The sequence below is a fragment of the Niallia circulans genome (assembly GCF_003726095.1).
In the GTDB taxonomy this organism is placed as follows: Bacteria; Bacillota; Bacilli; order Bacillales; family Cytobacillaceae; genus Niallia; species Niallia circulans_A.
Window position 1 is genome coordinate 3,284,655 of record NZ_CP026031.1, and the last position, 22,285, is coordinate 3,306,939.

Consider the following 22,285-nt stretch of genomic DNA (forward strand, 5'->3'; position numbering starts at 1 on the left):
ATATAGACAGTATTATTACCATCTGAGCTCCCTGTAAGATTTTAACTGGATCCTAGCTTTTTGAATGGCAGTTATTGTTAAGGGATCAGTTAATATATCTAATTCCTTTATTCTTTGTATGTTATAAGAACTGTGATTTAAAAGTTGTTGATCAACAAAACCAGGATGACACATCATTTCTAAAGGGGTCACACTTGCACGCTCAAAAATATCCAATAAAGTTTCATAAGAAGCATTATCATCATGGAATTTAGAACAAAACTCTAGAGTGTTTATCGCTGGATCTTCCTTATTTAATTGACGTATTGGCAGCCGGTACTCTTCAGCCAAAACTTTTACAATCGAAGAAACTGGCTCTGTGCCGTGTAAATTATGATGAGTATCTATGTGAGTAGGATTCAATCCAAGAGTGTAAAAATCGTTAATTTGCGCCCTAAGTTCTTTTTCTATCTCAATTACCTTTGCCTTGTTTAAAACTTCTTTCTTGCTATGGAAATATCCCTTTTGATTGACTAGTGATGGAACATTTTGATGAATAGGTTTACCTGCCGTTAGGTTGAGGTGAACTCCAACACCCAAAGAAGGATATTTTTTTGCTAGGCTCGAGGCATGTTTCGCTGCCGGCATGTTCACCATAAGCGTTGTTGATGTAACAATTCCACTTACATGTGCATCAATAATTCCGTAATTTACTCCTTTTGAAAGACCAAAGTCATCAGCATTTACTATTAAATATGGCATGATGAGTTTCTCTCCGCACTAGAAGGGAAATTTTTGGCTATATGCCATGCTCCCCATAAACCGCTCTGTCCGCTAAGTGCAGCCAATTTAAGATCCATATGACCCCTGTGAATTTTGAACAAGCGTTGATTCATTTCACTTTCTATTAATGGAATTAATAGTTTTGACTGATTATTCATAATTCCGCCTCCTAAAATTATCGCGTCAGGGTTGAAAATCTGTATTATATTTGCCAAACCAATCCCTAAATATCGGCAAGTTTGTTGGATGATAGAAAAACAGGCTTGATCTCCCAACCTAACGGCCTCAAAAACCATTTCAGCAGTAACCGAATTCTTACCAGCAAGTTCTAATAGTACTTGAGATTGCTCTTGAATCAATAATTGCTTCCCTTTTTTTGCAATAGATGTTCCAGAAGCCAAAGCTTCTAGACAACCAAAATTCCCACAGGAGCATGGTGGTCCGTCTGGTGATACCGTCATATGACCGATTTCGCCCGCAAGATCTTGTTTTCCATAATATAGTTTTTCATCTATAATGATTGCACCTCCAATACCTGTACTGACTGTCAAATATATTTGATTCTTATAGCCTCTTCCTGCTCCATAAATCGCTTCTGCAATACCAGCAGCGTTAGCATCATCATCTATGATTATTGGAATATCATTGAGCCTTTTTCTTAGTTCTTCCACAATCTTAAAATTGGACCACTTTAAATTTCCCGTGAAATGAATAACTCCATTTTGTCGATTTAACGGCCCCGGAACACTTATACCGACCGAGATTAACCTTCCATATTTATGGTCCGTTTCAGCTATTAATGAATCGAATTCTTTCATAAGAATATCTATCAGCATTTGTGGTGATTCTATAGTTTTAGACATCAACTGACGTGTGCCAATAATTTTTTCATTAGTGGCTATTCCAATTAGAGTTTTAGTTCCTCCAATATCCACTAATCCATACAAACCACTCATTTTATCACCTTTTCTACATTTTTTCTGAACCATCTGAACTAATAATTTTGCTAACATCCTGTACAAGGTTTTGCGTTTTTCTTTTTAGGACTAATCCTAAAATAAAACCAACTAAGATATAGACCAAAACTAGTATCAATACCAAATTATATGGCCAGGCCGGAAACGGAAAAATGGAGCCATAGATCGACAATAACATAACAAGAGCACAAATCTTTTGATGTTAATACCAATTTTAAATTGGTATTAACCAATTTATATAAATTTTATATTTGCCCGATATTTTTGTCAATTTAATTTTAAAAAAAATACGAATCCCTTATTTTGGATTCGTAGTCATAGTCTAGCTATAAATTTCAGTATTTATTTCATATCTGTCTCCCCTATATACTGAATGAGCAACCTCGAAAATTTCATTATTTTGATCAAAGGTTATCTGTTTAAAATGAAAGACGGGTACAGAATAGTTTATTTCAAGTAATTCTGACTCCTGAGGAGTAGGCATTCTTACCTCGATTTTTTGTTGAGCCTTTGTAATCTTTATACTGTATTCATCCTCTAAGATTCGATATAGCGATTCGTTCTCGAAGTTTCTACTTTCAAGATTATTAAACTTTTCAATCGGCAGTATTATTGTTTCAATTGCTAAAGGATACAAATCTGCCAATCTTAAACGCTTCAGCATAAGAATCTTTCCCTCAGATTTTAAATCAGCAATCATGTTTGCAGGAGGTTCTACAATTATTGTTTTCTCTAGAACCTTGGATCCGGGCAACAGTCCTCTCGCGCTCATGTCTTCACTGAAGCTCTTTAAACGCCTGCCTTGTGGAATTTTAGATTCAGCTACATATGTCCCGCTGCCGTGTCGTCTTATGAGAATATATTCATTGACCAATTCTGAAATAGCTTGCCTCACCGTCATGCGACTCATTTCGAATAATTCTGCAAGTTCTCTTTCAGGTGGTAACACATCACCCGGTTTCAACTCCCCTCTTTCAATTTTTTGTATAATTTCCTTTTTCAGTTGTTTATATAAAGGGGTTTTTTTATTGTTCATGTTTCACATTCCTTTTTTTAAGATTATTCTATTGACATTATAACCATATTTTTATAATAATTAAAGAGAATTGGTATATATCAATTTATAAAGGAGGTATAAATTCGAATTATGGTGTAAATCTTTATGGATGGATATGATTCATTAGATTTAAAAAAATTAAAGGACGTAATGCATTACTTTTTAGGGTTTAATTAAATTTTGACTAAATAAACATACGGAGTGATTGATGTGAAAACAGCTATTATATTGGCTGCAGGTAAAGGAAAAAAAATGTGGCCATATAATGATTATTGGCCTAAGGCAGCATTACCAGTAGCTAACCAAGGAAATATCGTTCATCTCGTAAACCATCTTAAGAGCTTGTCTTTTGACCGGATTATTATTGTGACTAGTTATCTAGGACGCAGAATTAAATCTCTTGTTTGCGATTTTGAAGGAGTTGAAACTATTGAACTCTCGGTAACTGAGGGGACTGCAGATAGTTTAGAAAAAGTAGTGTCCCTCGTTAACGACGAACATTTGTTGATCATGTATGGAGATATCTTTATTACTCTAGAGAGATTAACTAGTTTTGTTGATGCCTATAAAAAAGAACTTAATACTGTAGATACACTCATTTTATCTAAACCTATAACAAATGAATTTGCACCTGATTGGTTTGGAATTTCCAAAGGGACCGGAAACAGCGTTCAGAATATTTATGGTCACCCTCGTCCTCATTATGTACAAGAGCGACTCATAGGCGTCTTTGCTCTAAGTACAAAAGCGCTGAAGAGAATGTTGCACCATAACCCAGGTTTCATGAAAAATGTACCGACAGGAGTTATGCCACAACACGAGATGGAATTTGAGCAAAGTCTACAATGGTTAGTAGAAGAAGGATATACGGTTTCATCCTATCCTGTCACAGATGGAGTAATTGATATAGATAAGCCTTGGCACCTAATGCAAGCTAATCAGCTGGCGCTATCGGTTATGACAAATAAACTTCAACATAATGATATTCCTGAGACTTGTAATATCCATCCGACAGCTGATATTCAAGGATGTATAAAGCTTGGAGAACATGTGGAAATAGGAAAATATGTAACGATAAAAGGAAATGCGATTATTGGAGATCATACAAAAATTGAAAATGGTGTAACTATAGAAGGAAACGTAGTAATAGGTTCTCATTGTCGCATAGAAAACTTTTGCAGGATAGGTCCTGATAGCGTCATTGGGAGTAAAAATCGTATTGGACATTGTGCAGAATTTAGCGGTATTACCTTTGATAACGTCAGTTTTATACATTTTGGTGAAGTATTCGGAATCATAGGTGAATCAACAGATATCGCTGCTGGAGTCACAGTAGGTATTACTCGTTTCGATGATCTGCCTCAAACTCAAAAGGTGAATGGTAGAAGAGAAATTCCTGAGAAATTTGGAAATGCTGTTTATTTTGGCGACTTTACTCGGACCGGTATTTTGAGTCTATATATGCCGGGAACTAAAGTAGGCAGTAATTGCGTTATCGGATCAGGTGTTACAGTGGAGAAAGATATACCATCTAAGACGTTATTGTATGCCCAACAAACTCTAATTGAAAAAGGATGGGACACTCATCGTTATGGATGGTAAAGCTTAAAAGCTATCATAGTAATAAATTCAAAAATAAAAACTTTTAATGGAGGAAGAACAATGGGATCATTATTTGCGGATTATAGTAAATTCTTTAACAATATTTTAATGGAAGTTCAAGAAACACAAGAAGAAGCCATTATAGAAGGTGCTAACCTCATCTCACAAGCTGTTAAGTCGGGTGGAAGATTTTATGTATTCGGTTCTGGGCACTCTCATATGATTGCCGAAGAGATTTATAATCGTGCAGGTGGACTTGCCTTAGTCACAGCTATTTTACCTCCAGAGTTAATGTTGCATGAACGCCCAAATAAAAGCACCTATCTTGAAAGAATCGAAGGACTTGCGAAGTCGTACTTAAATTTACATGAAGTATCAGACAAAGATGTAATTATGATTGTATCAAACTCAGGAAGAAATACTGTACCCGTTGAAATGGCTATAGAGGCAAGGAAAAAGGGAGCAAAGGTCATTGCTATGACGAGCATTAAACATTCTCAAAGTGTAACTTCAAGACACCAGAGCGGAAAAAAACTTTATGAACTTGCTGATGTAGTACTCGATAATGGCGCTGTTATCGGTGATGCTGGTTTCCGGATCTCAAACTCCGACATTTATTCTGGAGCTACTTCAGATGCCGTTGGATGCTTCCTTGCTCAAGCTCTCATCGTTGAATCTCTACAGCTTTTAATAGAAGCTGGTTTTACCCCTCCAGTATTTAAGAGTTCAAATGTAGATGGGGCTGATCAATTTAATGATGAGATATTTTCAAATTATGTAAAATGGTAAGTAATCCATAATTTGTGTTTCTTTATTACGCTATTAAAATAAACCAAGAAAATGAAGAGAGTGCTCAAAAGTCTAACTTTTGAGCACTCTCTCTTATTACTTTTACCTCTCATTACAGCAAGCCAAAAATCCCAAAGCTTGAAGTCTTTTGAATCCTTTCTGAAAAGATCGAAACCAGCTTCCGATATATCTTTATAGTCATTATTCTCAATCAGATTTAAAGCCTCTTCAATATTAAAAAGTACAACTTCTAAACTTTTCTGAACTTGTTTGTAGTTCCCCACTTACAGGTATACCTAATTACCACCACATATTAATTATTCCTTATATCTTACTTGCAGGCAGTGATTTCTTAGCAGCCTGACTATTGTCAGCAGCAAAAAAACATGGAGTTTCTGTGCCAAAAGATTTCTCCATCATTGGTTTTGACAACCACCCAATTTGTCTGACAACCTCTCCTGCCTTATCTAGCATCCAAAATCAGACTGAATGGATGATTGAAGATTTAATTAACTGTTTATTAGATCGACTTGCTGGTAAAGAATTTCCTGCGATCAGAAAAGTTTATACAGGGGATCTAGTGATAAGGGGGACGTAGGAAGGAGGTTCATCCAGTGGAATACCATGGCTTTTTAACCGTTTAACTTAATCCTTAATAAACAAAATTCACTCAGCGATAAATCATCGCTGCATAGTTTAGCGCAACAGACATCTCCATACGCGACTTCTTCGTTACAATAGCGAAACGTAGAACAAAACAGCTTCCGAACATTTGGTAGATACTAATTAAATCATTCTTGTAGTTCAATAGGCTTCCTTATCGTTGGGAGTCTTCCTACAGCCTTATTAGTTTGCGTTTGAATTTGATATTTTAAGGAAATACTCTTTTAGGCCTTGAGTCGCTTAGTGCTAATATTCATTTGCCATCCTGGTCCATCTGAATTTTTCAGAATAAGATGTTCTCTATAATAAATTATTATATTATGATAGCTTAAAAATCTATTAATGTGTTCTTCTTTCCACACTATATTTATTTTAAAAAAATCCTAAAGCAAAAATTTTTATTTATCTTATCTCTTCTTTTAATAACTGCCAACTATAACCTTCTTACATTGTTTCGTTTGTTGATATTTATATATTAATTCATCTAACTCTATACTCTTTTTAATAGTATTTGGAGAACTAAATCCCTCTACTAAAGCTAATTTTTCCATTTCCTCTCTAACTTGTTCTATTTGATTTCTTAGTTTATACATCACTATTCCTCCATATTATTATAGGTTTAGAATATCTTTGTATTACTTTATAAAACCATTTAAGTCAGTCTCTGCATATTGTTATAAATCAATCTTTTTTTAATACTGAACACTAATCTTATCTAAGAAGCCATGTAAAATATACTGCTGCTTTTAAAAGGGGAGCACACAATATACTAAGACATTCCTTAGTAATTGGCGTGCTCCCATTTCTCCATATTTTTTATTCCCTCTTCTATAAGATAACTCCACTCTACATAGAACCAACCAGCTTCAAATTTTCCTTCTTATATATTTAATCTATCCACCGCTAAATAGGTTCCCAATAAAGTATTTGCCTAGCATTTGTTATTATGGAATTTCAGGTATTCTATTAAATTAAAGCCCTATTTTATAAAATATCATAAAGGAATTTAAGCAATTTTTATTATATGGAAGCAAGCATCAAGGTCGCGAACTTTTCAAAGTAATTTGAATATTAAAATAACAAAATTTGCAATAATAATCAGGATTAAGGCCAATATGATTAGGAAGTCAAAAGCTTGTTTCAAGAATGACCTGGGCTCATTTATGCTTTCTTTCGTTTCATTGTTTTGTAGTTGCAATTGTTGGAGTTCTTCTTCTATTTCTTTATTAATTTCCTCTATATTTGGAATTTCCTTGTTGGGAGAGTCCATTTAACTCACTCCTGGTTAGTAGTTTGTAATTTACGCTCAAAAGTTTGTAACGAGCTAGATAGGATGTTGATTAATTCGGAATATGTATTAACACCACTGACAGATATAATATAATTTTCATAAAAAGCAATACATGAAAGCTTTAACTCACCGAAACATAGTCCTTTAATTTCATTACCATTTATTCTTCCTAATGTTGGAGAAAAATTTATTATATCCCTCTTTTTGTATATAGAATAACCAAGCTTTCTAAGATCGGTAAGGTTATATGTTTGCTGTTCTTTTACTCTATACCTACCCGTTAAATTATAACAGGATGATGGCTTTAGATTTAATTCTCTCCCGTTTTTATTAACTACCCTCATTGCTTTTTGCACATCACCATAAAAATATGTTCCTAATTGATAGATAACACTAGGATGTTGGGTTAATATAAATTCATTTATGAGTTCCAAGATAGTAAATTTAGTCCCTTTTTGAAAAGGCTTTTTATTTGTTGAGTATCCAATATTGGTTGGCCACTTTTCTAACGTAATAACATCGTTCAAGTTTACCGTACTAAGGTTAAAGGAGTCTAATAGCAGTAAATGCCCTAATCCTTCCAGTGATCTTGTAGATTGCCGCCCTCTAACGAAATTAATTTCTTTCGTGTTAGCATCCCATACCTCTACCCCCCAGCTTGGCTGTATAGCATTAGCTACTATTTGAGGATCATACTGGTATAACTGCATTTTAGAGCGTTTTAATTGATTAGGAAGATAATGGCTTGTCATTCTGAAATCACTTCCAGATACAGATCCTTTTAATAAAACGATCGAGTCATTGGAGCAATAGTAGGGAATTCTTTCGGCTAAATCCTTTGCATTATCAAACCATCCTCCTACCTTCTCAGCGGGTAAAGACTTTATGACCTTCCTCATATATAATCCGTGACCAAAGATATAATCAGCCCCCGATGACAATATGTACTTTAAAAGTTTGTCATGAAGCTCCTGAGCTTGACTTCCTAAATCTGCTACTTGTCCTAAGACTAAGATTTTATTTCCAGAGTAAAAGCATTGTTTTTCTTTAAATGTTTGGATTGCATTAATCATCGATGGAATTGCTGCATTATGTGTATCATCGATAACATCAATCAACCGACCATCAGCAGTATGATAAGTTTTTAGATCCATAATTTTATCTAATGATTTAAAGGACTGTAACTTTTCTAGATAAGAAGTAAATGGATGACCCATTTTCGCAAGACATAGAATTGCACCAAAGGCATTTGCAATCATTCCATTGCTTGGCAATTTCATACTAAAGCAATAATCTTGATTTTGATAATGAAATGTTACTAACGTATCATATTTCCTCTGCTTATATTTTTTTAAATAGAGGTCTGCATTTTTATTAGATAGACTATATGTATAAATCTTTTCTGTTTTTTCTTTGGCTGCATGATATAAAATATCAAATTCTTTTTTACCGATGTCATGATTTATAATCGCAATCCCATTTTGCTGCATGCCTTTAAAAATTCTTGCTTTAAATTTTGCAATATTTTCTGTCGAATGCAAAGTAGAAAGATGTGCTTCTCCTATCGAGGTAACTAAACAGATATCAGGCTGAATAGTGAGAGAATGATTCCCGCGATTATTTAAAGCATTTAATGATATCTCGATAATACCGTAATCAGGATTACTGGAAAGCTTCGATCCATATAATGGAACTCCTACTTGCGTGTTATGGTTCCCTCGTGTAGCTACAATCGTTCCATCTCCCTTTAATAAATGCTCCAATAATAATCGGGTTGAGCTTTTTCCAACAGACCCTGTTATAGCGATAACGGGATTGTTCATTTTTAATCTTGCTGCTTTAGCTAATTTGGCAATAGTTTTATAGCTGTCCTTTACGATAAGTTGAGGCTTTTCATCAATTAATTCTTTTATCGGTTCTTCTGTGATAATGATGGCACATTTTAGATAGTGATCGAGAATCTCTCTATTTCCATCACGCCACTGTGTTTCTTTTTTATGAACCAGTTCCCATCTTTTTTTTGACACTGAAATAAAACATGTATGATCACATTTTTCCGATTCAAGACGTTTAGGATCTATTTCAAAATTAAAAATATGAAAATTATCGACCTCTTTAATATAGTAACCTTCTAGTATAGTAGCTAATTCTTTTGAACTAAAACCTTGCAAATCTTTCACTCCTTTTAATATTTTGGTTATTTTTTGCTAATAACCACTCATTTAAATTAATAAAATGGTTAAAAATTCTATAATAGGTAAAAATGACTAATTCTTTCGAAAAATGTTGAATTTTAGAAAAATTCATGTTTTTATATCTTTAGCATCTTATTTTTTTTATTAGTTTTTTTGGTCTTTTGTGTTTTTTGGGTTTTTTGTGTGAATGTATATTTACTATAATCCGGAAATTCGTCCTGATAAATAGGTATATTTTAGTAATTTACAGAAAAATCACTTATTTTAGGATGAAGGAACTGAAAGGGGGTGAAGGAAAACCACGTTTCACAGGTAATTATCATACATAATTTAGGAGGTACAGAATGAAGGAATTTGATTACAAGAAAAGTTTAAGGAATCACCAAAAACGTAAACGAGTACAAACGAAGAAAATTCTTGTTTCAACTGTTGTGGCTTCAACATTAGTAGTTAGTAGTCTTCCATCAATCCCAATTGGAAACCTATTAATCAAACCACAGTACACTGTATCCGCAGCAAGTCTAGGAGAAGTTCAGTTATTAACAGATGTAGATGTTACAGCTGAATTAACAGAAAACACAGATAATTACAACTTAGCTCTTGGTTTATCTGGGGTTGGATTAGTAGATGCAGAGTTGTTTAATCCTGATCGAGTAGCTGTGTTTTATGCGCCAGATCTTGCTGGAAAATTAGAAGTAACTGAACCAGCAAATGTAAGAGTAGAGATTCTACCAATTACAATGGATAACTTACCTGCCCTTTCTAATGGAATAGATTTATTAATGGGCAGTGTAAATAATGTATTTTCAACTTTAGTTTCATCAGTTGGTGATTTAGTAAACAATCCAATTACTGGACGACTAGTAAGCGTTGAAGGATTAGACGAGTTAGAATCATCAATCGAGGCACTAAACAATATAAATGATGCTCTAGAAGATTTATTAGCTTACGAAGATCAAGTGGATGTAACGGTGAATCCAGACGGTAGCCTAGTTGTTAATTTCAGTGATGGATTAGGAAACCATCTTGAAACCGCTGTTAAAGATGTTGTTCTTAAACTATTAAATGATTTAACTGATTCCATTAATGCACTAGAAATATCTGGTATTGCAGGTTCTTTAATTGATCCTATTTTAACTCCTGTACAAGCATTAACTACTCCTATTCAAGATCTATCCAATCAACTACTCAATGGTTCGATTGACATAGCTAATGATCTTGCAGGTGTTCAAGTTATTGGAGAAACAACCGTTTCATTAAATGCTACTGTTCCTAAGCCAGCAGGAGTAGAAGGCTCTGTTACGATTCAGGGCGCTGGTGTAAGCACCACAACTATCGATGCTCAATTATTAAGCAACTTAGAAGATTCAGATACTGTTGTATTTAACGAAGAAGGCGACGCTGATGCCGATGCGGACGCTGATGCTGATGCCGACGCCGATGCGGACGCTGATGCTGATGCTGATGCCGACGCCGATGCCGACGCTGATGCGGACGCCGATGCCGACGCTGATGCCGATGCCGACGCCGATGCCGATGCCGACGCTGATGCGGATGCGGATGCGGATGCGGACGCTGATGCGGACGCGGACGCTGATGCGGACGCGGACGCTGATGCGGACGCGGACGCTGATGCGGACGCGGACGCCGACGCTGATGCCGATGCCGATGCCGACGCCGATGCTGATGCCGATGCCGATGCTGATGCTGATGCCGATGCTGATGCCGATGCCGATGCTGATGCCGATGCCGATGCCGATGCTGATGCGGACGCTGATGCCGATGCCGATGCTGATGCCGATGCCGATGCTGATGCGGACGCTGATGCCGACGCTGATGCCGATGCCGATGCGGACGCTGATGCGGACGCCGATGCCGACGCTGATGCCGATGCCGACGCCGATGCTGATGCCGATGCCGACGCTGATGCCGATGCTGATGCCGATGCCGATGCTGATGCCGATGCCGATGCTGATGCCGATGCCGATGCGGATGCGGACGCTGATGCCGATGCCGATGCTGATGCCGATGCCGATGCTGATGCGGACGCTGATGCCGACGCTGATGCCGATGCGGATGCGGACGCTGATGCGGACGCCGATGCCGACGCTGATGCCGATGCGGACGCGGACGCTGATGCCGACGCGGACGCCGACGCTGATGCCGACGCTGATGCCGACGCTGATGCCGACGCTGATGCCGACGCTGATGCCGATGCGGATGCCGATGCCGATGCTGATGCCGACGCTGATGCCGATGCTGATGCCGACGCTGATGCCGACGCTGATGCTGATGCCGATGCTGATGCGGACGCTGATGCCGACGCCGATGCCGATGCGGACGCTGATGCCGATGCCGATGCCGACGCTGACTCTGATGCCGATGCGGACGCCGATGCGGATGCTGATGCCGATGCCGACGCTGATGCTGATGCCGATGCCGATGCCGACGCTGATGCCGACGCCGATGCCGACGCTGATGCTGATGCGGACGCGGACTCTGATGCCGACGCTGATGCTGATGCCGATGCCGATGCCGATGCCGACGCCGATGCCGATGCCGACGCCGATGCCGACGCTGATGCCGATGCCGACGCCGATGCCGACGCTGATGCCGATGCGGACTCTGATGCTGACGCTGACTCTGATGCCGACGCCGATGCCGACGCTGATGCCGATGCCGATGCTGATGCCGACGCCGATGCCGATGCCGATGCCGACGCCGATGCTGATGCCGACGCCGATGCCGATGCCGACGCGGATGCCGATGCCGACGCTGACTCTGATGCCGATGCTGATGCCGATGCCGATGCCGATGCGGACGCCGATGCTGATGCCGATGCGGACGCCGACGCTGATGCCGACGCTGATGCCGATGCGGACTCTGATGCCGACGCCGATGCTGATGCCGACGCGGATGCCGATGCCGACGCCGATGCTGATGCCGATGCCGATGCCGACGCGGATGCTGACGCTGACTCTGATGCCGACGCTGACTCTGACGCCGATGCAAACTCTGATACGAATAACAACAAAGAATATATTTTAAATACTAATAATGGAGCACAAAAACTACCTAATACAGCTACTGCTATGTGGTCATATGGTCTGGCTGGAATAGGCGCTCTTTTAAGTGGTATAGCATCGAGAATCTTTGGTAGAAGAAAACGTCAATAGATCAAAAATATAGAAAAAAAGCAAGTGTATGTATGCATATATATACACTTGCTTCATTACAATACAATCAAAGTTGATATTGGTGGTGCAGGATCATTGTTTACAACATTAACAAGTTCTTTTCAAGAAGCTTTAGAAAAAATTTATCATTATATAAAAGAAACAGAAATATATGCTGAGTTAAATACAGAAAAGGAATGTATCTTATTTCTTTCAGTAGGATTTAAAAATAAGCGAGCAGATGTAATTAATGTTACACATCAAAATTTTGAATGGGCTTGGAAGACATTAGTTAAACAGGCTATTAAATACTTTGGTGAGGCTAAGGATTTTTGCAATATCAAGGTTGATTGGGTTAATGATAGAAAAACATATTCGATTATTGATTTTATTGAAATGATAACTCATACAAAAAAGAATTATTTTAGAAAAGGAATAAGTTTTGATTCATCTTTTACTTATGCATTTTTAGAACAAGAACTTAACAGTAACTCGATGATAAAACTTGACGGAAAAACAAACAGAGGATATTTGGATGAAGTAAACATCCAGCATTATATATCTCGCCATCGAATGGGATTAAACAAACTTGATTTTAATAAGGTAACAGCTGTCACTACATTTTCAACGCAAGGTTTTTATTGTGATCAGTACTCTTGCTACACACTTAAATCTGATGAGTATGATAATGGTAGAAGAGATACAAAATTAGATGCAAATGAGTTAAAACAAATGATTCAAAGTGCGCAAAAACAGCTGATTAATATGTGTAAACCATATGGTAAGTTTGTTTATGGATATTTTTCATGTTTTGATAAAGAAATTAAATTTTATAATATGCTAAGGCATGCAAGTACATTATATGCGATGACAGAATCCTATGAGCTTTTTCCAGATCCTATTTTAAAAGAATCAATAGAACGAGGACTAGATTATTTAATCGATAAGGCAATGTATAAAGATGGACAAAAGGCCTATATCATTGACCAAATTAAAGAGGATACTTTTGAGATAAAATTAGGGGCAAATGCTGCTGCTATTCTTGCACTTTCAAAATACCTTGAGATTTTCGGTTTGAATCAGCATTACCTACTGGCTGCCCAACAGTTGGCAAAAGGAATTGTTGAATTACAACAACCAGATGGGAAATTTATCCACGTATTACATTACCCTTCGTTAAATGTGAAAGAAGCTTATCGTATTGTTTATTACGATGGAGAGGCAGCTTTTGCGTTAATGAGGTTATATAAATTAGATAAAAATCCAAAATGGATCGAGTGTGTTGAACATGCTTTTAACTATTTCATCGCGAACAATTATTGGAAGAATCATGACCATTGGCTAAGTTATTGTACAAACGAATTAATTAAGTATAAGCCTGAAAAGAAGTATTTTGAGTTCGGTTTAAAAAATACAAATGATAAGCTTGATTTTATCTATCATCGAAAAACTACATATCCTACCTTTCTTGAATTGACTATGGCTACATATCATATGATCCAATATTTAAAGAAGACGAATCATGCCTCTTTGTTAACATCTTTTGATGAAAAAAAATTAATAGATACCATACATAGACGTGCTGAATATCAAAGAAATGGTTACTTTTATCCTGAATTAGCAATGTATTATAAAAATCCCAACAGAATTAAAGGTGGTTTTTTTATTAGACATCATTCATTTCGAATGCGTATAGATGACATTGAACATTATTTATCAGGATACTGTCAATACTTTCACACATTTCTTGCTAATTGATACCATAAGGAGGAGCTTTGCATGAAAGTCATAGGAAATTGCTTAATTGCTGCCGGAATTTGCTTACTTATCTTCTTTGGTTATCAATATTATCATAATGAACATGCACAAAACATAGCATTTGTTGAGGCTAAAGAACTGATTGAAAATAATAAGAATATAAAAATAGATAGATCTGATAAGAAGAAAGATCCTTTTTCTCAAGTTACATTTGATTATGGGCAGAGCATCGGTATTTTGAAAATACCAAAGTTAGAAAGATCGCTTGCAATCGTTGAAGGAACAGATCCTGATTCTTTAAGTAAAGGGGTTGGCCATCTATCAGAGTCTGTACTTCCGGGTCAAGGTGAACAAATTATACTATCTGGACATCGCGACACCGTTTTCAGGGATTTTGGCGATTTAACAATCGGTGATCAATTTATTGTGGAGATGCCTTATGGCAAGTATCATTATGAGATTAAAGAGACTGAAATTGTTCCTGAGGATGATACCAGTGTTATCAGGAAAATGGGAAAGGAAGTTCTAGTGGTAACGACTTGTTATCCATTTTATTTTATTGGAAATGCACCTGAAAGATTTATTATTTATGCATACCCAGTAGAAAAAAAAGGATTGTGAATTCAGTTTTTACTGAAACAATCCTTTTCTTTGTGTCGTATGCGGTAGAATATTGTGCTGTGTCATCGTTGAAATAATCAAGCTAGATGTTAAGGTTCAACCATCGATACTCCCCCGCATTTTTTCAAATAGTTTCACATAGAACTATTGGTACAATTTTTGTGTCTCTTGACGCCTACTTAAAACTATCTAGAAATTTACTCGCCTCACTGTTAAATTTCCACGTTACCCCGTACTTATCCACTACCATTCCGAAACTTGCTGACCACGGGGTAGAAGCTAACGGCATGATCACAGTACCACCTTCTGCAAGCTTTTCAAATATTTGCTGATTCCTATCTTGATCTGCATCAATAATACTGATTAAGACGGTATTCCCTTTTATGATTTCACCCGTCATAGCTTGCATAAAAGGCGGAACGTCAGAAATCATTAGAATATTCCCTGAAAACTCAATACGAGATTCCATAATCATGTTTTGCTCTTCTTTCGTTAATGGAGCATTAGAATCTTGAACAAAAGCGGCAAATCTCACCTTTTTTACATTTGTTGCATGTAATGCCTTTTCATAGAAGTCCAGCGCTTCTTCTGCTTTTCCACCAAATTGAAGATAACTTATTGCTTTCATCATTTAATTCCTCCTTTTTATATTTAAAGTATAATAGGACATAAGTGACATCTATATGTCGTATATAGGGGGAGAAAATGAAAAAAATTGAGCGACTTATATCAATAGTAATGATCTTATTACAAAAAGAAGTTGTTTCCGCATCAGAATTTAGTCGACTTTTTCATGTAACGAAACGAACGATTCAACGTGATATGGAAGCATTAAGCTATGCAAACATCCCTATTTATGCGAAATATGGTGCTGAAGGTGGATATGCACTAATGGATGAGTATAAATTCGATAAACGATTACTAAATCAGAATGATATTGAAAATATACTCGTAGCTTTAGGTGGTTTTGAGCAACTGATTACAAATCAAGAAATTCAAACGACTATTCTAAAAATCAAAGGAATGACCAGTGCAAATATATCCCCAAAACTAGATGTAACTTTTTATGATTGGAAAGGAAGAAGTCAAATAGATGAAGATGTTTTATTAATAAAACAAGCAATGGAAAATAACTGGTTAGTAAAATTTGAGTATGTAGACTCAATAGGAAATATCACTTCCAGAGTTGTAGAACCTTATAAGATGCATTTGCGAGAAATGCATTGGTACCTTTTTGGTTATAGTTTAGAACGGAAAGATTATCGAACCTTTAAATTGACGAGGATGACTAATATCAACAAAGGCGGTTTTTTTATACCCAGAACCGATAAGGTATTGGAAGCAGAAAAGCAACATAATGAAAAACAAGATTTAGTTAATGTACAGCTATTGATAGACGTTGCAGTCAGAGATCAATTTATCGAGAGATATGGCAAGAACGCTGTTAACAAGGGGAATTCAGAAAGTTATCTTGCCACTATTGAATTGCCTATGAATCCATTTGCCTACCAGTTTTTAGCGGGATTCGGTAATAAGGTGAAAATTATAAAGCCTAAAGCTTTTATTGCTGAATACTTACATTTTTTGGAGGATACAGTGAAGCTTTATAAGTAATGTTGATTATTAAGGAAAAACTGGATTGGTACTTCTATTACTATAAGTCTTGTAATATCTTTCCTTAGAAAAAGGGAATCTAGAGCCTTCCCTCTGATTCCCCTCACAACCGTTGCAATCGAAGTTCCTTGATAAATGAATCGTAATCAATCTCTAGTGTTTCACAATTGACTTTTACTTCTTCAAAGAAGTCGAATTCTCTATCTGCTGGGCGGTCGCGGTTTTCGTAGTAAAAGTTGATTAGGTCGTATAGTTTTATAAAAGAATCTAGCTTTTCTTTTTTATTCATTTATCCCGCTCTCCTCCTGTTTTTCAATACTGTCTTTTTATCTACAAAACTTCAATAGTAGTAATCACAAATCGCCTATGCTCTTAAGCTCGAAAGGAGAACCGTCCCTCTCATTCTCTCCTGGCACCACAATTCTTCCGATTGGTTGGCTGATGATTTGCCCATTTTCCATTACTTTTGTTCCGCGGACAATGGTGGCGACTGGCATTCCTGTAATAGGTGTTTGGTTGTATGCTGTTACCTTGCTTTTGCTGTGGAGCTCTTCTCTTTTAATGGTATGTTTTTTCTTCATATCTACTATGGTAATATCTGCATCGGTTCCTACTTGTAACGACCCTTTTTGCGGGTAGATTCCATATTGCTTTGCTGGATTTTCAGAAAGAAGTTTGCAGGCATCGACTAAAGAAATCTTCTCTTCACTTACTGCGTTTAATAGTAGTGGCGCCAATGTTTCAACCCCACACATTCCAGCAGGGATATCCCATAAGCTGCCATCCTTTTCTTCTTCGGTATGAGGAGCATGGTCAGAGCAGACAACCGTTACGGTACCATCTTGAATCCCTCTCCACAGCTCTTCCTGATCCTTTTTATATTTAATAGGCGGATATACCTTCATCTGCGGACCAACTCTTTCATAATCCTCATTGGATAAAAAGAGATAATGCGGACATGTTTCTGATGTAATATTTGTATAGCCATCTGTTTGCGCTTGTCTTATTAGCTTTACCCCTTCTCCTGTACTGACATGAAGAATATGCAGTCGAGTGCCAAGATTTTTCGCCAATGCAATCCCAGATTGAATGGTCATTTCCTCGGCTAAATTCGGGCGTCCTTGCAGAAGTGCCTCATAATCTCTTTTCCCAGAAGCTTCTACTTCCTCTGTCAACCGTTGGATTATTTGATTATTTTCCGCATGAATAGCAAGAATTTGTCCCGTTTTTTGAACTTCTCGGAAAATACTATAAACCTCTCCATCTGAAAGCGGCGGAATGACACCTTTGTCTCCATCCTTATAGTTATACATCAACTGATAAGTCTCTTTATTAATGGCATAGCCCCAGAAAAACTTAAAGCCAATCACCCCAGCCTGATGCAGTGGAACGATATCCTCTCGGTTAGCATCCCCTAAGCAAATTCCCCATATAGCGAAATCCACATGTGCTTTAGCCGTGAGATTTTTCTTTTGTTTCTCAAAATTTTCGACATTATTAATAGGAGGATTAGTGTTCGGCATTTCAAACACAGTCGTAATCCCACCTGCCGCTGCAGCTTGGGTGCTATAATAAAAATCTTCTTTATACGTTGGACCTGGATCCCTTGAATGTATATGGGTATCCATAAAGCCCGGACACACATATAACCCTTCTCCATCTGTTACCTCTAGCACTTCTCCCGCTAATTCATCCTGAGTGATGGCCGCAATCTTTCCATCTTTAATATAGAGATGCCCTTTTTCAAATCCATTTCCGGTATATAAATAGCCGTTTTTAATAACATGATCCCACAACATACTCTCCACTCCTTTTTTATATGAAAAAATCGATTGATCAACCAATGCGGCGAAGATATCAGCCAAACTTTGGGGGTTATCAGCCAAAACGCCTTGCTTATCAGCCAAACACCCCTACATCCGACTACCGAACCACCACTCCACCAATAATCTCTTGTATATCCTTTATTCCATGTGCCTGCATATAGGCTTCCATTTCGTTGCGGATCGTTATCATTGCTTCTGGATCGACGAAGGAAGCTGTGCCAATTTGTACAGCGGACGCACCGGCGAGCATTAATTCGATGGCATCCTCTCCATTCATGACGCCTCCGCATCCTATAATCGGAAGGGAAGTTGCCTGATACACTTGGTAAACCATTCGGACAACGAGGGGCAAAATAGCTGGGCCGGAATAGCCGCCCATTACATTGCTGATCTTCGGTTTTCTAGTATGAACATCAATAGACATAGCCAAAAATGTGTTGGAAACTGTTAAAATATCAGCGCCGGCTGCTTCACAAGCTTTGGCAATCTCCACAATACTTGTTACATTAGGAGATAACTTCGGAATGAGCGGCTTATTTGTCGTCTTTCGTACCTTGCTTACTAATTCATGCGAGATGGATGGATCCATGCCAAACGCCATCCCATTATTTTTCAAATTGGGACAGGAAATATTTAATTCAATGGCATCCACCTCGTCCATAGCACCGAGCTCTGCGCTAACCTCCACAAATTCCTCGATGCTGTCTGCTGACACACTAGGGATAAGAGGAGTCGAAAAAGCTGCATAAAAGGGGATTGTCTTTTCTTTAAAATACGTTAATCCCTCACTTTGAATCCCAATCGAATTAATCATGCCACCAGCCTTTGTTTCACAAATACGAGGGGTAGAGTTGCCTGTTCGCCGATTTTTGGTAATGCTTTTGGGAATAATGGCCCCAATCTGATTAATATCAATATAATTAGTCATTTGTTCCGCAAATGTTCCAGACGCTGGCATAACCGGATTTTTCAAATGAAGATTGCCTAATGTTACTTCCAAGCCACTCATGCAAATACCACCTTTTCTAATGGAAAGACTGGTCCTTCCATACAAATCCGGACCGGTCGGATGCGTTCCTCTTCTTCAATCTGACAGACACATCCATAGCAAGAACCAATCCCGCATCCCATATTTTCTTCCAAGGCGATTTCCGCAAAAAGCCGATGTTCATATGCTAATTCCTTCATTAATTTAGATAGTCTTCTTGATCCACATGTATAGATACTATCTATCTTTTTTTCACTTATCCATGTTTCTGCTAAAAGTTTTACACAACTAGGATCACTCGTTCCAGCTTCATCATTTACAAACACAGCCTCCACACCAGCTGCCTTTAACTCCGCTTCCACTAAATAATCTTCTTTTGTTCTAGCACTGACAATCGCAAAACACGAAATATTCTTACTTTTCAGCTTGAAAGCAAGAGCGGAAAGGGTGGCAATTCCTACACCTCTAGCAACAATAAGAATATTTTCACTTCCTTCCGCTATACTGAATCCCTTCCCTAATGGACCAAGTATATCCAGCGTCTCTTCCGACTTTCGCTCCGCTAAAGCCTTCGTCCCAACCCCTTTTACTAAATAAAGAAACTCCAATGTGCTTTCTGCTTCATTGATGCGAAAAATACTAAGTGGTCTGCGTAACAAGGGCTTAGGTCCTTCACAGCATTTGATATGAAAAAATTGACCCGCTTGAACTGGGAATAGCTGCTGATTGGGAACTTTTACTTTTAAATGAAAATATCGCTTGCTTACTTGCTTGTTAAATATTATTTCTGCTTTCACTGCCATCCTTTTTCTCTCCTTTCTTTAATTAATACACTGCTATTGCCTGCTGTAATACAGCTGCCTCTAACACATCAATACCGATTAAAATATCGTCTAAATCGGTATGTTCATCTGGATGATGACTAATTCCGTTTAAGGACGGAATAAAGATTAACCCAACCGGACCGAAGGAAGTCATATTCATGGCATCATGCCCAGCGCCACTTTGCATCCATTGATAAGGAAGCTTTTTTTCCAGACAAATTTTTTCTATTTGAAGAGTAAGCTCTTTTGATAACTGAACAGGCTCTTCCTTGCTAATCTCCTGTGAAGTTATCGTTAAACCTCGTCTTTCCTGAACATCCTCCATTTTTTTTAAAAGAGCGGTGAGTACTTTATTTCTAGAGGCAGTCGAAGTGGAGCGAATATCGACTTTCATTTCGACTGTACCTGGCACCACATTCATCGCCCCCATTGGAATGGAAAGCACCCCGATTGTGGCGACGGTCCCGTTATGCTGTTCTTCTTTCGCTGCTTCTTCTAAAGCGAGCGCTAGTTCACTTGCCCCAAGCAATGCATCCTTGCGCATATTCATCGGTGTTGTCCCAGAATGAGAAGCAGCGCCTTTTACTTCAATAATGAAGCGGACGGGTGCGGCAATCCCTGTTACAATCCCAATTTTCTTATTGGTATTCATCAGAATCGGACCTTGCTCAATATGTAATTCAAAGAATGCTTGAAAACGTTCTGTCGCTCTGCTTGCCAAATCCAATTGATCAAATCGCAAGGCACAAAGGGAAAGAGCTTTTTCAAAGGTAATTCCATCCTTATCCTTCAGATGTTGATACTTCTCCTTTTGCAGTGTTCCTGCCATCGCCTTGCTGCCAACCGTTGATACTCCGAATCGAGACGATTCTTCACAGGCGAAAGAAATAATTTCAATCGGATGTTCCGTTTCCAGATTTTGTTCATTGAGGCGTTTTATCACTTCTAAACCTGCTGTAACTCCTACTACGCCATCGTATTTACCGCCTTGGTAAACGGTATCTAGATGGGATCCTATGACAACTGGCGGAAGATCTTTGTGCTTTCCTTCTCTTCTCGCAATAATATTGCCGCAATAATCCATTCTAATTTCTAGACCCTCATTTTTGCACAAACGCATAAAAGCATGACTGCATGCCTGCTCCTCATTTGTAAAGGCCACTCTGGTGATTCCTTTCGTTCCCGAATTATATTGATTCATATTATTCAACAGTTCTTCATATTTTCTTTTTCGATCCATCTTTCTATCTCCTTGATTATGGGCCACGGAGCTCCGCCCTTCTCTTTATAAGCGAATAGAACTTAATAGATGCATAGATTTCATATGTTCACTTGCCTCTTTGGCCACTTCGTTTATTTGTTTCACTAATGTTGCTTGCTGCATCGCGATATAGTCACTTTCGCCAACAATGCTGATGCTGACATTCGTTTTTTTATCATCATAAAATATTGGCGCGGAAATAGCAGATACCCCCATTTCCAATTCTTCAATGCAAAATGCTAGTTGGGAATGATAGATTTCTTTTAATTCTTTTTTGATGTCGAGAGGATTTGTTTTCGTATAGGGGGTGGTAGCTTCAAAGGGTGTCTCATGCACCATTCTCTCAACTATCGCTTCCTCTTGATACGCCAAAATTACTTTTGCTGCCGCGGCACTATGAATTGGCATCCGCTGTCCCACATGAACAAAATATTTATTGCGCAGATCTGATGGCTGATGAGTGTAGACACAATAGACATCGCCTCCATGATAACGACAAATGAAGGTATAGAGATTAGTCTCAATAGATAATTTTTCCCCATATCTGCCCAGTAGTTTAATCGGATCCTGCAACCTTAAAAACTGACTGCCCCACAGCATCGTTTTCGGTCCTAGATAATATTGTTTAGTCGTTTTATCTTGGACAACAAGCTGATGTTCACACATACTTGTAAGCATTCGATGAATCGTACCCTTACTTAAATCCGTCTCTCTCGCAAGTTCACTGACACCCATCCCTATATTGGCATTAGAGGAGAGGCAGTCCATTACATCTGTAAAACGATTTAACCATTCCAAGCCATGTCTCCCCTTTTAAAATAAGTTTCTCTGAGCGGAACAATGTTCCATTTTTTTAAAATAAGAGAAGGTGCCATCAAAAC

21 protein-coding genes are annotated in these 22,285 nt (G+C 38.0%); 7 read left to right on the forward strand and 14 right to left on the reverse strand.

The features are described 5' to 3' along the window. Positions 1 to 15 precede the first annotated feature (15 nt). The 3 genes from chbG to C2I06_RS15770 all read right to left on the reverse strand — a co-directional run bounded on the left by chbG (position 16) and on the right by C2I06_RS15770 (position 2,775). Positions 16 to 741: a chitin disaccharide deacetylase gene (gene chbG, locus C2I06_RS15760; protein ID WP_123258390.1), complete on the reverse strand. Its 726-nt coding sequence runs from the start codon at positions 739 to 741 to the stop codon at positions 16 to 18. Next, positions 729 to 1,718: an ROK family protein gene (locus C2I06_RS15765; RefSeq protein ID WP_164463721.1), complete on the reverse strand. Its 990-nt coding sequence runs from the start codon at positions 1,716 to 1,718 to the stop codon at positions 729 to 731. The genes chbG and C2I06_RS15765 overlap by 13 nt, the downstream gene beginning before the upstream one ends. A gap of 343 nt (positions 1,719 to 2,061) precedes the next feature. Further along, on the reverse strand, positions 2,062 to 2,775 hold the full coding sequence (locus C2I06_RS15770; RefSeq protein ID WP_123258392.1) for a GntR family transcriptional regulator: 714 nt from the start codon (positions 2,773 to 2,775) through the stop codon (positions 2,062 to 2,064). A gap of 231 nt (positions 2,776 to 3,006) precedes the next feature. Here C2I06_RS15770 and C2I06_RS15775 point away from each other — a divergent pair, with 231 nt between their 5' ends. The 3 genes from C2I06_RS15775 (at position 3,007) to C2I06_RS15790 (ending at position 5,785) form a co-directional block, all read left to right on the forward strand. Next, the gene (locus C2I06_RS15775) at positions 3,007 to 4,398 is read left to right on the forward strand and encodes a nucleotidyltransferase family protein (RefSeq protein WP_123258393.1); all 1,392 of its coding nucleotides are present in this window, start codon (positions 3,007 to 3,009) and stop codon (positions 4,396 to 4,398) included. A gap of 60 nt (positions 4,399 to 4,458) precedes the next feature. Then, positions 4,459 to 5,187, forward strand: coding sequence for an SIS domain-containing protein (locus tag C2I06_RS15780; protein ID WP_123258394.1), 729 nt, complete (start codon positions 4,459 to 4,461; stop codon positions 5,185 to 5,187). Between the two features lie 367 nt (positions 5,188 to 5,554). Then, the gene (locus C2I06_RS15790) at positions 5,555 to 5,785 is read left to right on the forward strand and encodes a substrate-binding domain-containing protein (RefSeq protein WP_123258396.1); all 231 of its coding nucleotides are present in this window, start codon (positions 5,555 to 5,557) and stop codon (positions 5,783 to 5,785) included. Between the two features lie 72 nt (positions 5,786 to 5,857). On the opposite strand, the gene C2I06_RS25105 is transcribed toward C2I06_RS15790, so the two are convergent. From C2I06_RS25105 to C2I06_RS15805, 4 genes are all read right to left on the reverse strand, one after another. Further along, positions 5,858 to 5,995, reverse strand: coding sequence for a hypothetical protein (locus C2I06_RS25105; RefSeq protein WP_164463722.1), 138 nt, complete (start codon positions 5,993 to 5,995; stop codon positions 5,858 to 5,860). 274 nt (positions 5,996 to 6,269) lie between these two features. Next, on the reverse strand, positions 6,270 to 6,443 hold the full coding sequence (locus tag C2I06_RS15795) for an aspartyl-phosphate phosphatase Spo0E family protein (RefSeq protein ID WP_123258397.1): 174 nt from the start codon (positions 6,441 to 6,443) through the stop codon (positions 6,270 to 6,272). Positions 6,444 to 6,904: 461 nt separating this feature from the next. Continuing rightward, positions 6,905 to 7,120 carry a hypothetical protein gene (locus tag C2I06_RS15800; RefSeq protein WP_123258398.1) on the reverse strand — a complete coding sequence of 72 codons (216 nt, stop codon included), beginning with the start codon at positions 7,118 to 7,120 and terminating at the stop codon, positions 6,905 to 6,907. Between the two features lie 5 nt (positions 7,121 to 7,125). Further along, positions 7,126 to 9,312 (reverse strand): UDP-N-acetylmuramoyl-tripeptide--D-alanyl-D-alanine ligase, encoded by a 2,187-nt coding sequence (locus tag C2I06_RS15805; protein ID WP_123258399.1) that lies wholly within the window; start codon positions 9,310 to 9,312, stop codon positions 7,126 to 7,128. Positions 9,313 to 9,680: 368 nt separating this feature from the next. On the opposite strand from C2I06_RS15805, the gene C2I06_RS15810 reads away from it, so the two are divergent. From C2I06_RS15810 to C2I06_RS15820, 3 genes are all read left to right on the forward strand, one after another. Continuing rightward, positions 9,681 to 12,512 carry an adhesive domain-containing protein gene (locus tag C2I06_RS15810; RefSeq protein ID WP_123258400.1) on the forward strand — a complete coding sequence of 944 codons (2,832 nt, stop codon included), beginning with the start codon at positions 9,681 to 9,683 and terminating at the stop codon, positions 12,510 to 12,512. Between the two features lie 96 nt (positions 12,513 to 12,608). Continuing rightward, positions 12,609 to 14,270 (forward strand): glycoside hydrolase family protein, encoded by a 1,662-nt coding sequence (locus C2I06_RS15815; RefSeq protein ID WP_123258401.1) that lies wholly within the window; start codon positions 12,609 to 12,611, stop codon positions 14,268 to 14,270. A gap of 21 nt (positions 14,271 to 14,291) precedes the next feature. Further along, positions 14,292 to 14,891 (forward strand): class D sortase, encoded by a 600-nt coding sequence (locus tag C2I06_RS15820; RefSeq protein ID WP_123258402.1) that lies wholly within the window; start codon positions 14,292 to 14,294, stop codon positions 14,889 to 14,891. Between the two features lie 175 nt (positions 14,892 to 15,066). On the opposite strand, the gene C2I06_RS15825 is transcribed toward C2I06_RS15820, so the two are convergent. Continuing rightward, positions 15,067 to 15,519, reverse strand: a complete 453-nt coding sequence (locus tag C2I06_RS15825; RefSeq protein WP_123259169.1) for a VOC family protein — start codon at positions 15,517 to 15,519, stop codon at positions 15,067 to 15,069. 77 nt (positions 15,520 to 15,596) lie between these two features. On the opposite strand from C2I06_RS15825, the gene C2I06_RS15830 reads away from it, so the two are divergent. Beyond that, positions 15,597 to 16,505 carry a helix-turn-helix transcriptional regulator gene (locus C2I06_RS15830; protein ID WP_095332755.1) on the forward strand — a complete coding sequence of 303 codons (909 nt, stop codon included), beginning with the start codon at positions 15,597 to 15,599 and terminating at the stop codon, positions 16,503 to 16,505. Between the two features lie 103 nt (positions 16,506 to 16,608). Here the strand turns inward: C2I06_RS15830 and C2I06_RS15835 are convergent, their stop codons facing one another. From C2I06_RS15835 to C2I06_RS15860, 6 genes are all read right to left on the reverse strand, one after another. Beyond that, a complete protein-coding gene (locus C2I06_RS15835) occupies positions 16,609 to 16,794 on the reverse strand; it encodes a hypothetical protein (protein ID WP_095332753.1) in 186 nt (61 codons plus the stop codon). A gap of 64 nt (positions 16,795 to 16,858) precedes the next feature. Then, a complete protein-coding gene (locus C2I06_RS15840; protein WP_249928234.1) occupies positions 16,859 to 18,412 on the reverse strand; it encodes a dihydroorotase in 1,554 nt (517 codons plus the stop codon). A gap of 16 nt (positions 18,413 to 18,428) precedes the next feature. Beyond that, positions 18,429 to 19,340, reverse strand: a complete 912-nt coding sequence (locus C2I06_RS15845) for a dihydroorotate dehydrogenase (RefSeq protein WP_123258403.1) — start codon at positions 19,338 to 19,340, stop codon at positions 18,429 to 18,431. After that, entirely contained in the window at positions 19,337 to 20,122 is a 786-nt protein-coding gene (locus C2I06_RS15850) for a dihydroorotate dehydrogenase electron transfer subunit (protein WP_095332747.1), read from the reverse strand. Before C2I06_RS15850 ends, C2I06_RS15845 begins: the two co-directional genes overlap by 4 nt. Before the next feature lie 22 nt (positions 20,123 to 20,144). Continuing rightward, positions 20,145 to 21,383 (reverse strand): M20 family metallo-hydrolase, encoded by a 1,239-nt coding sequence (locus C2I06_RS15855; RefSeq protein ID WP_123258404.1) that lies wholly within the window; start codon positions 21,381 to 21,383, stop codon positions 20,145 to 20,147. A gap of 45 nt (positions 21,384 to 21,428) precedes the next feature. Then, entirely contained in the window at positions 21,429 to 22,202 is a 774-nt protein-coding gene (locus tag C2I06_RS15860; RefSeq protein ID WP_095332743.1) for an IclR family transcriptional regulator, read from the reverse strand. Positions 22,203 to 22,285: the final 83 nt, after the last annotated feature.

What these genes read in the sequence shown, in the direction of transcription:
- C2I06_RS15835 (WP_095332753.1), bottom strand. Translation starts at nt 16,794, where the DNA reads ATGAATAAAAAAGAAAAGCTAGATTCTTTTATAAAACTATACGACCTA.
- C2I06_RS15795 (WP_123258397.1), bottom strand. Translation starts at nt 6,443, where the DNA reads ATGTATAAACTAAGAAATCAAATAGAACAAGTTAGAGAGGAAATGGAA.
- C2I06_RS15825 (WP_123259169.1), bottom strand. Translation starts at nt 15,519, where the DNA reads ATGAAAGCAATAAGTTATCTTCAATTTGGTGGAAAAGCAGAAGAAGCG.
- C2I06_RS15850 (WP_095332747.1), bottom strand. Translation starts at nt 20,122, where the DNA reads ATGGCAGTGAAAGCAGAAATAATATTTAACAAGCAAGTAAGCAAGCGA.
- C2I06_RS15770 (WP_123258392.1), bottom strand. Translation starts at nt 2,775, where the DNA reads ATGAACAATAAAAAAACCCCTTTATATAAACAACTGAAAAAGGAAATT.
- C2I06_RS15800 (WP_123258398.1), bottom strand. Translation starts at nt 7,120, where the DNA reads ATGGACTCTCCCAACAAGGAAATTCCAAATATAGAGGAAATTAATAAA.
- C2I06_RS15810 (WP_123258400.1), top strand. Translation starts at nt 9,681, where the DNA reads ATGAAGGAATTTGATTACAAGAAAAGTTTAAGGAATCACCAAAAACGT.
- C2I06_RS15780 (WP_123258394.1), top strand. Translation starts at nt 4,459, where the DNA reads ATGGGATCATTATTTGCGGATTATAGTAAATTCTTTAACAATATTTTA.
- C2I06_RS15830 (WP_095332755.1), top strand. Translation starts at nt 15,597, where the DNA reads ATGAAAAAAATTGAGCGACTTATATCAATAGTAATGATCTTATTACAA.
- C2I06_RS15820 (WP_123258402.1), top strand. Translation starts at nt 14,292, where the DNA reads ATGAAAGTCATAGGAAATTGCTTAATTGCTGCCGGAATTTGCTTACTT.
- chbG (WP_123258390.1), bottom strand. Translation starts at nt 741, where the DNA reads ATGCCATATTTAATAGTAAATGCTGATGACTTTGGTCTTTCAAAAGGA.
- C2I06_RS15855 (WP_123258404.1), bottom strand. Translation starts at nt 21,383, where the DNA reads ATGGATCGAAAAAGAAAATATGAAGAACTGTTGAATAATATGAATCAA.
- C2I06_RS15765 (WP_164463721.1), bottom strand. Translation starts at nt 1,718, where the DNA reads ATGAGTGGTTTGTATGGATTAGTGGATATTGGAGGAACTAAAACTCTA.
- C2I06_RS15845 (WP_123258403.1), bottom strand. Translation starts at nt 19,340, where the DNA reads ATGAGTGGCTTGGAAGTAACATTAGGCAATCTTCATTTGAAAAATCCG.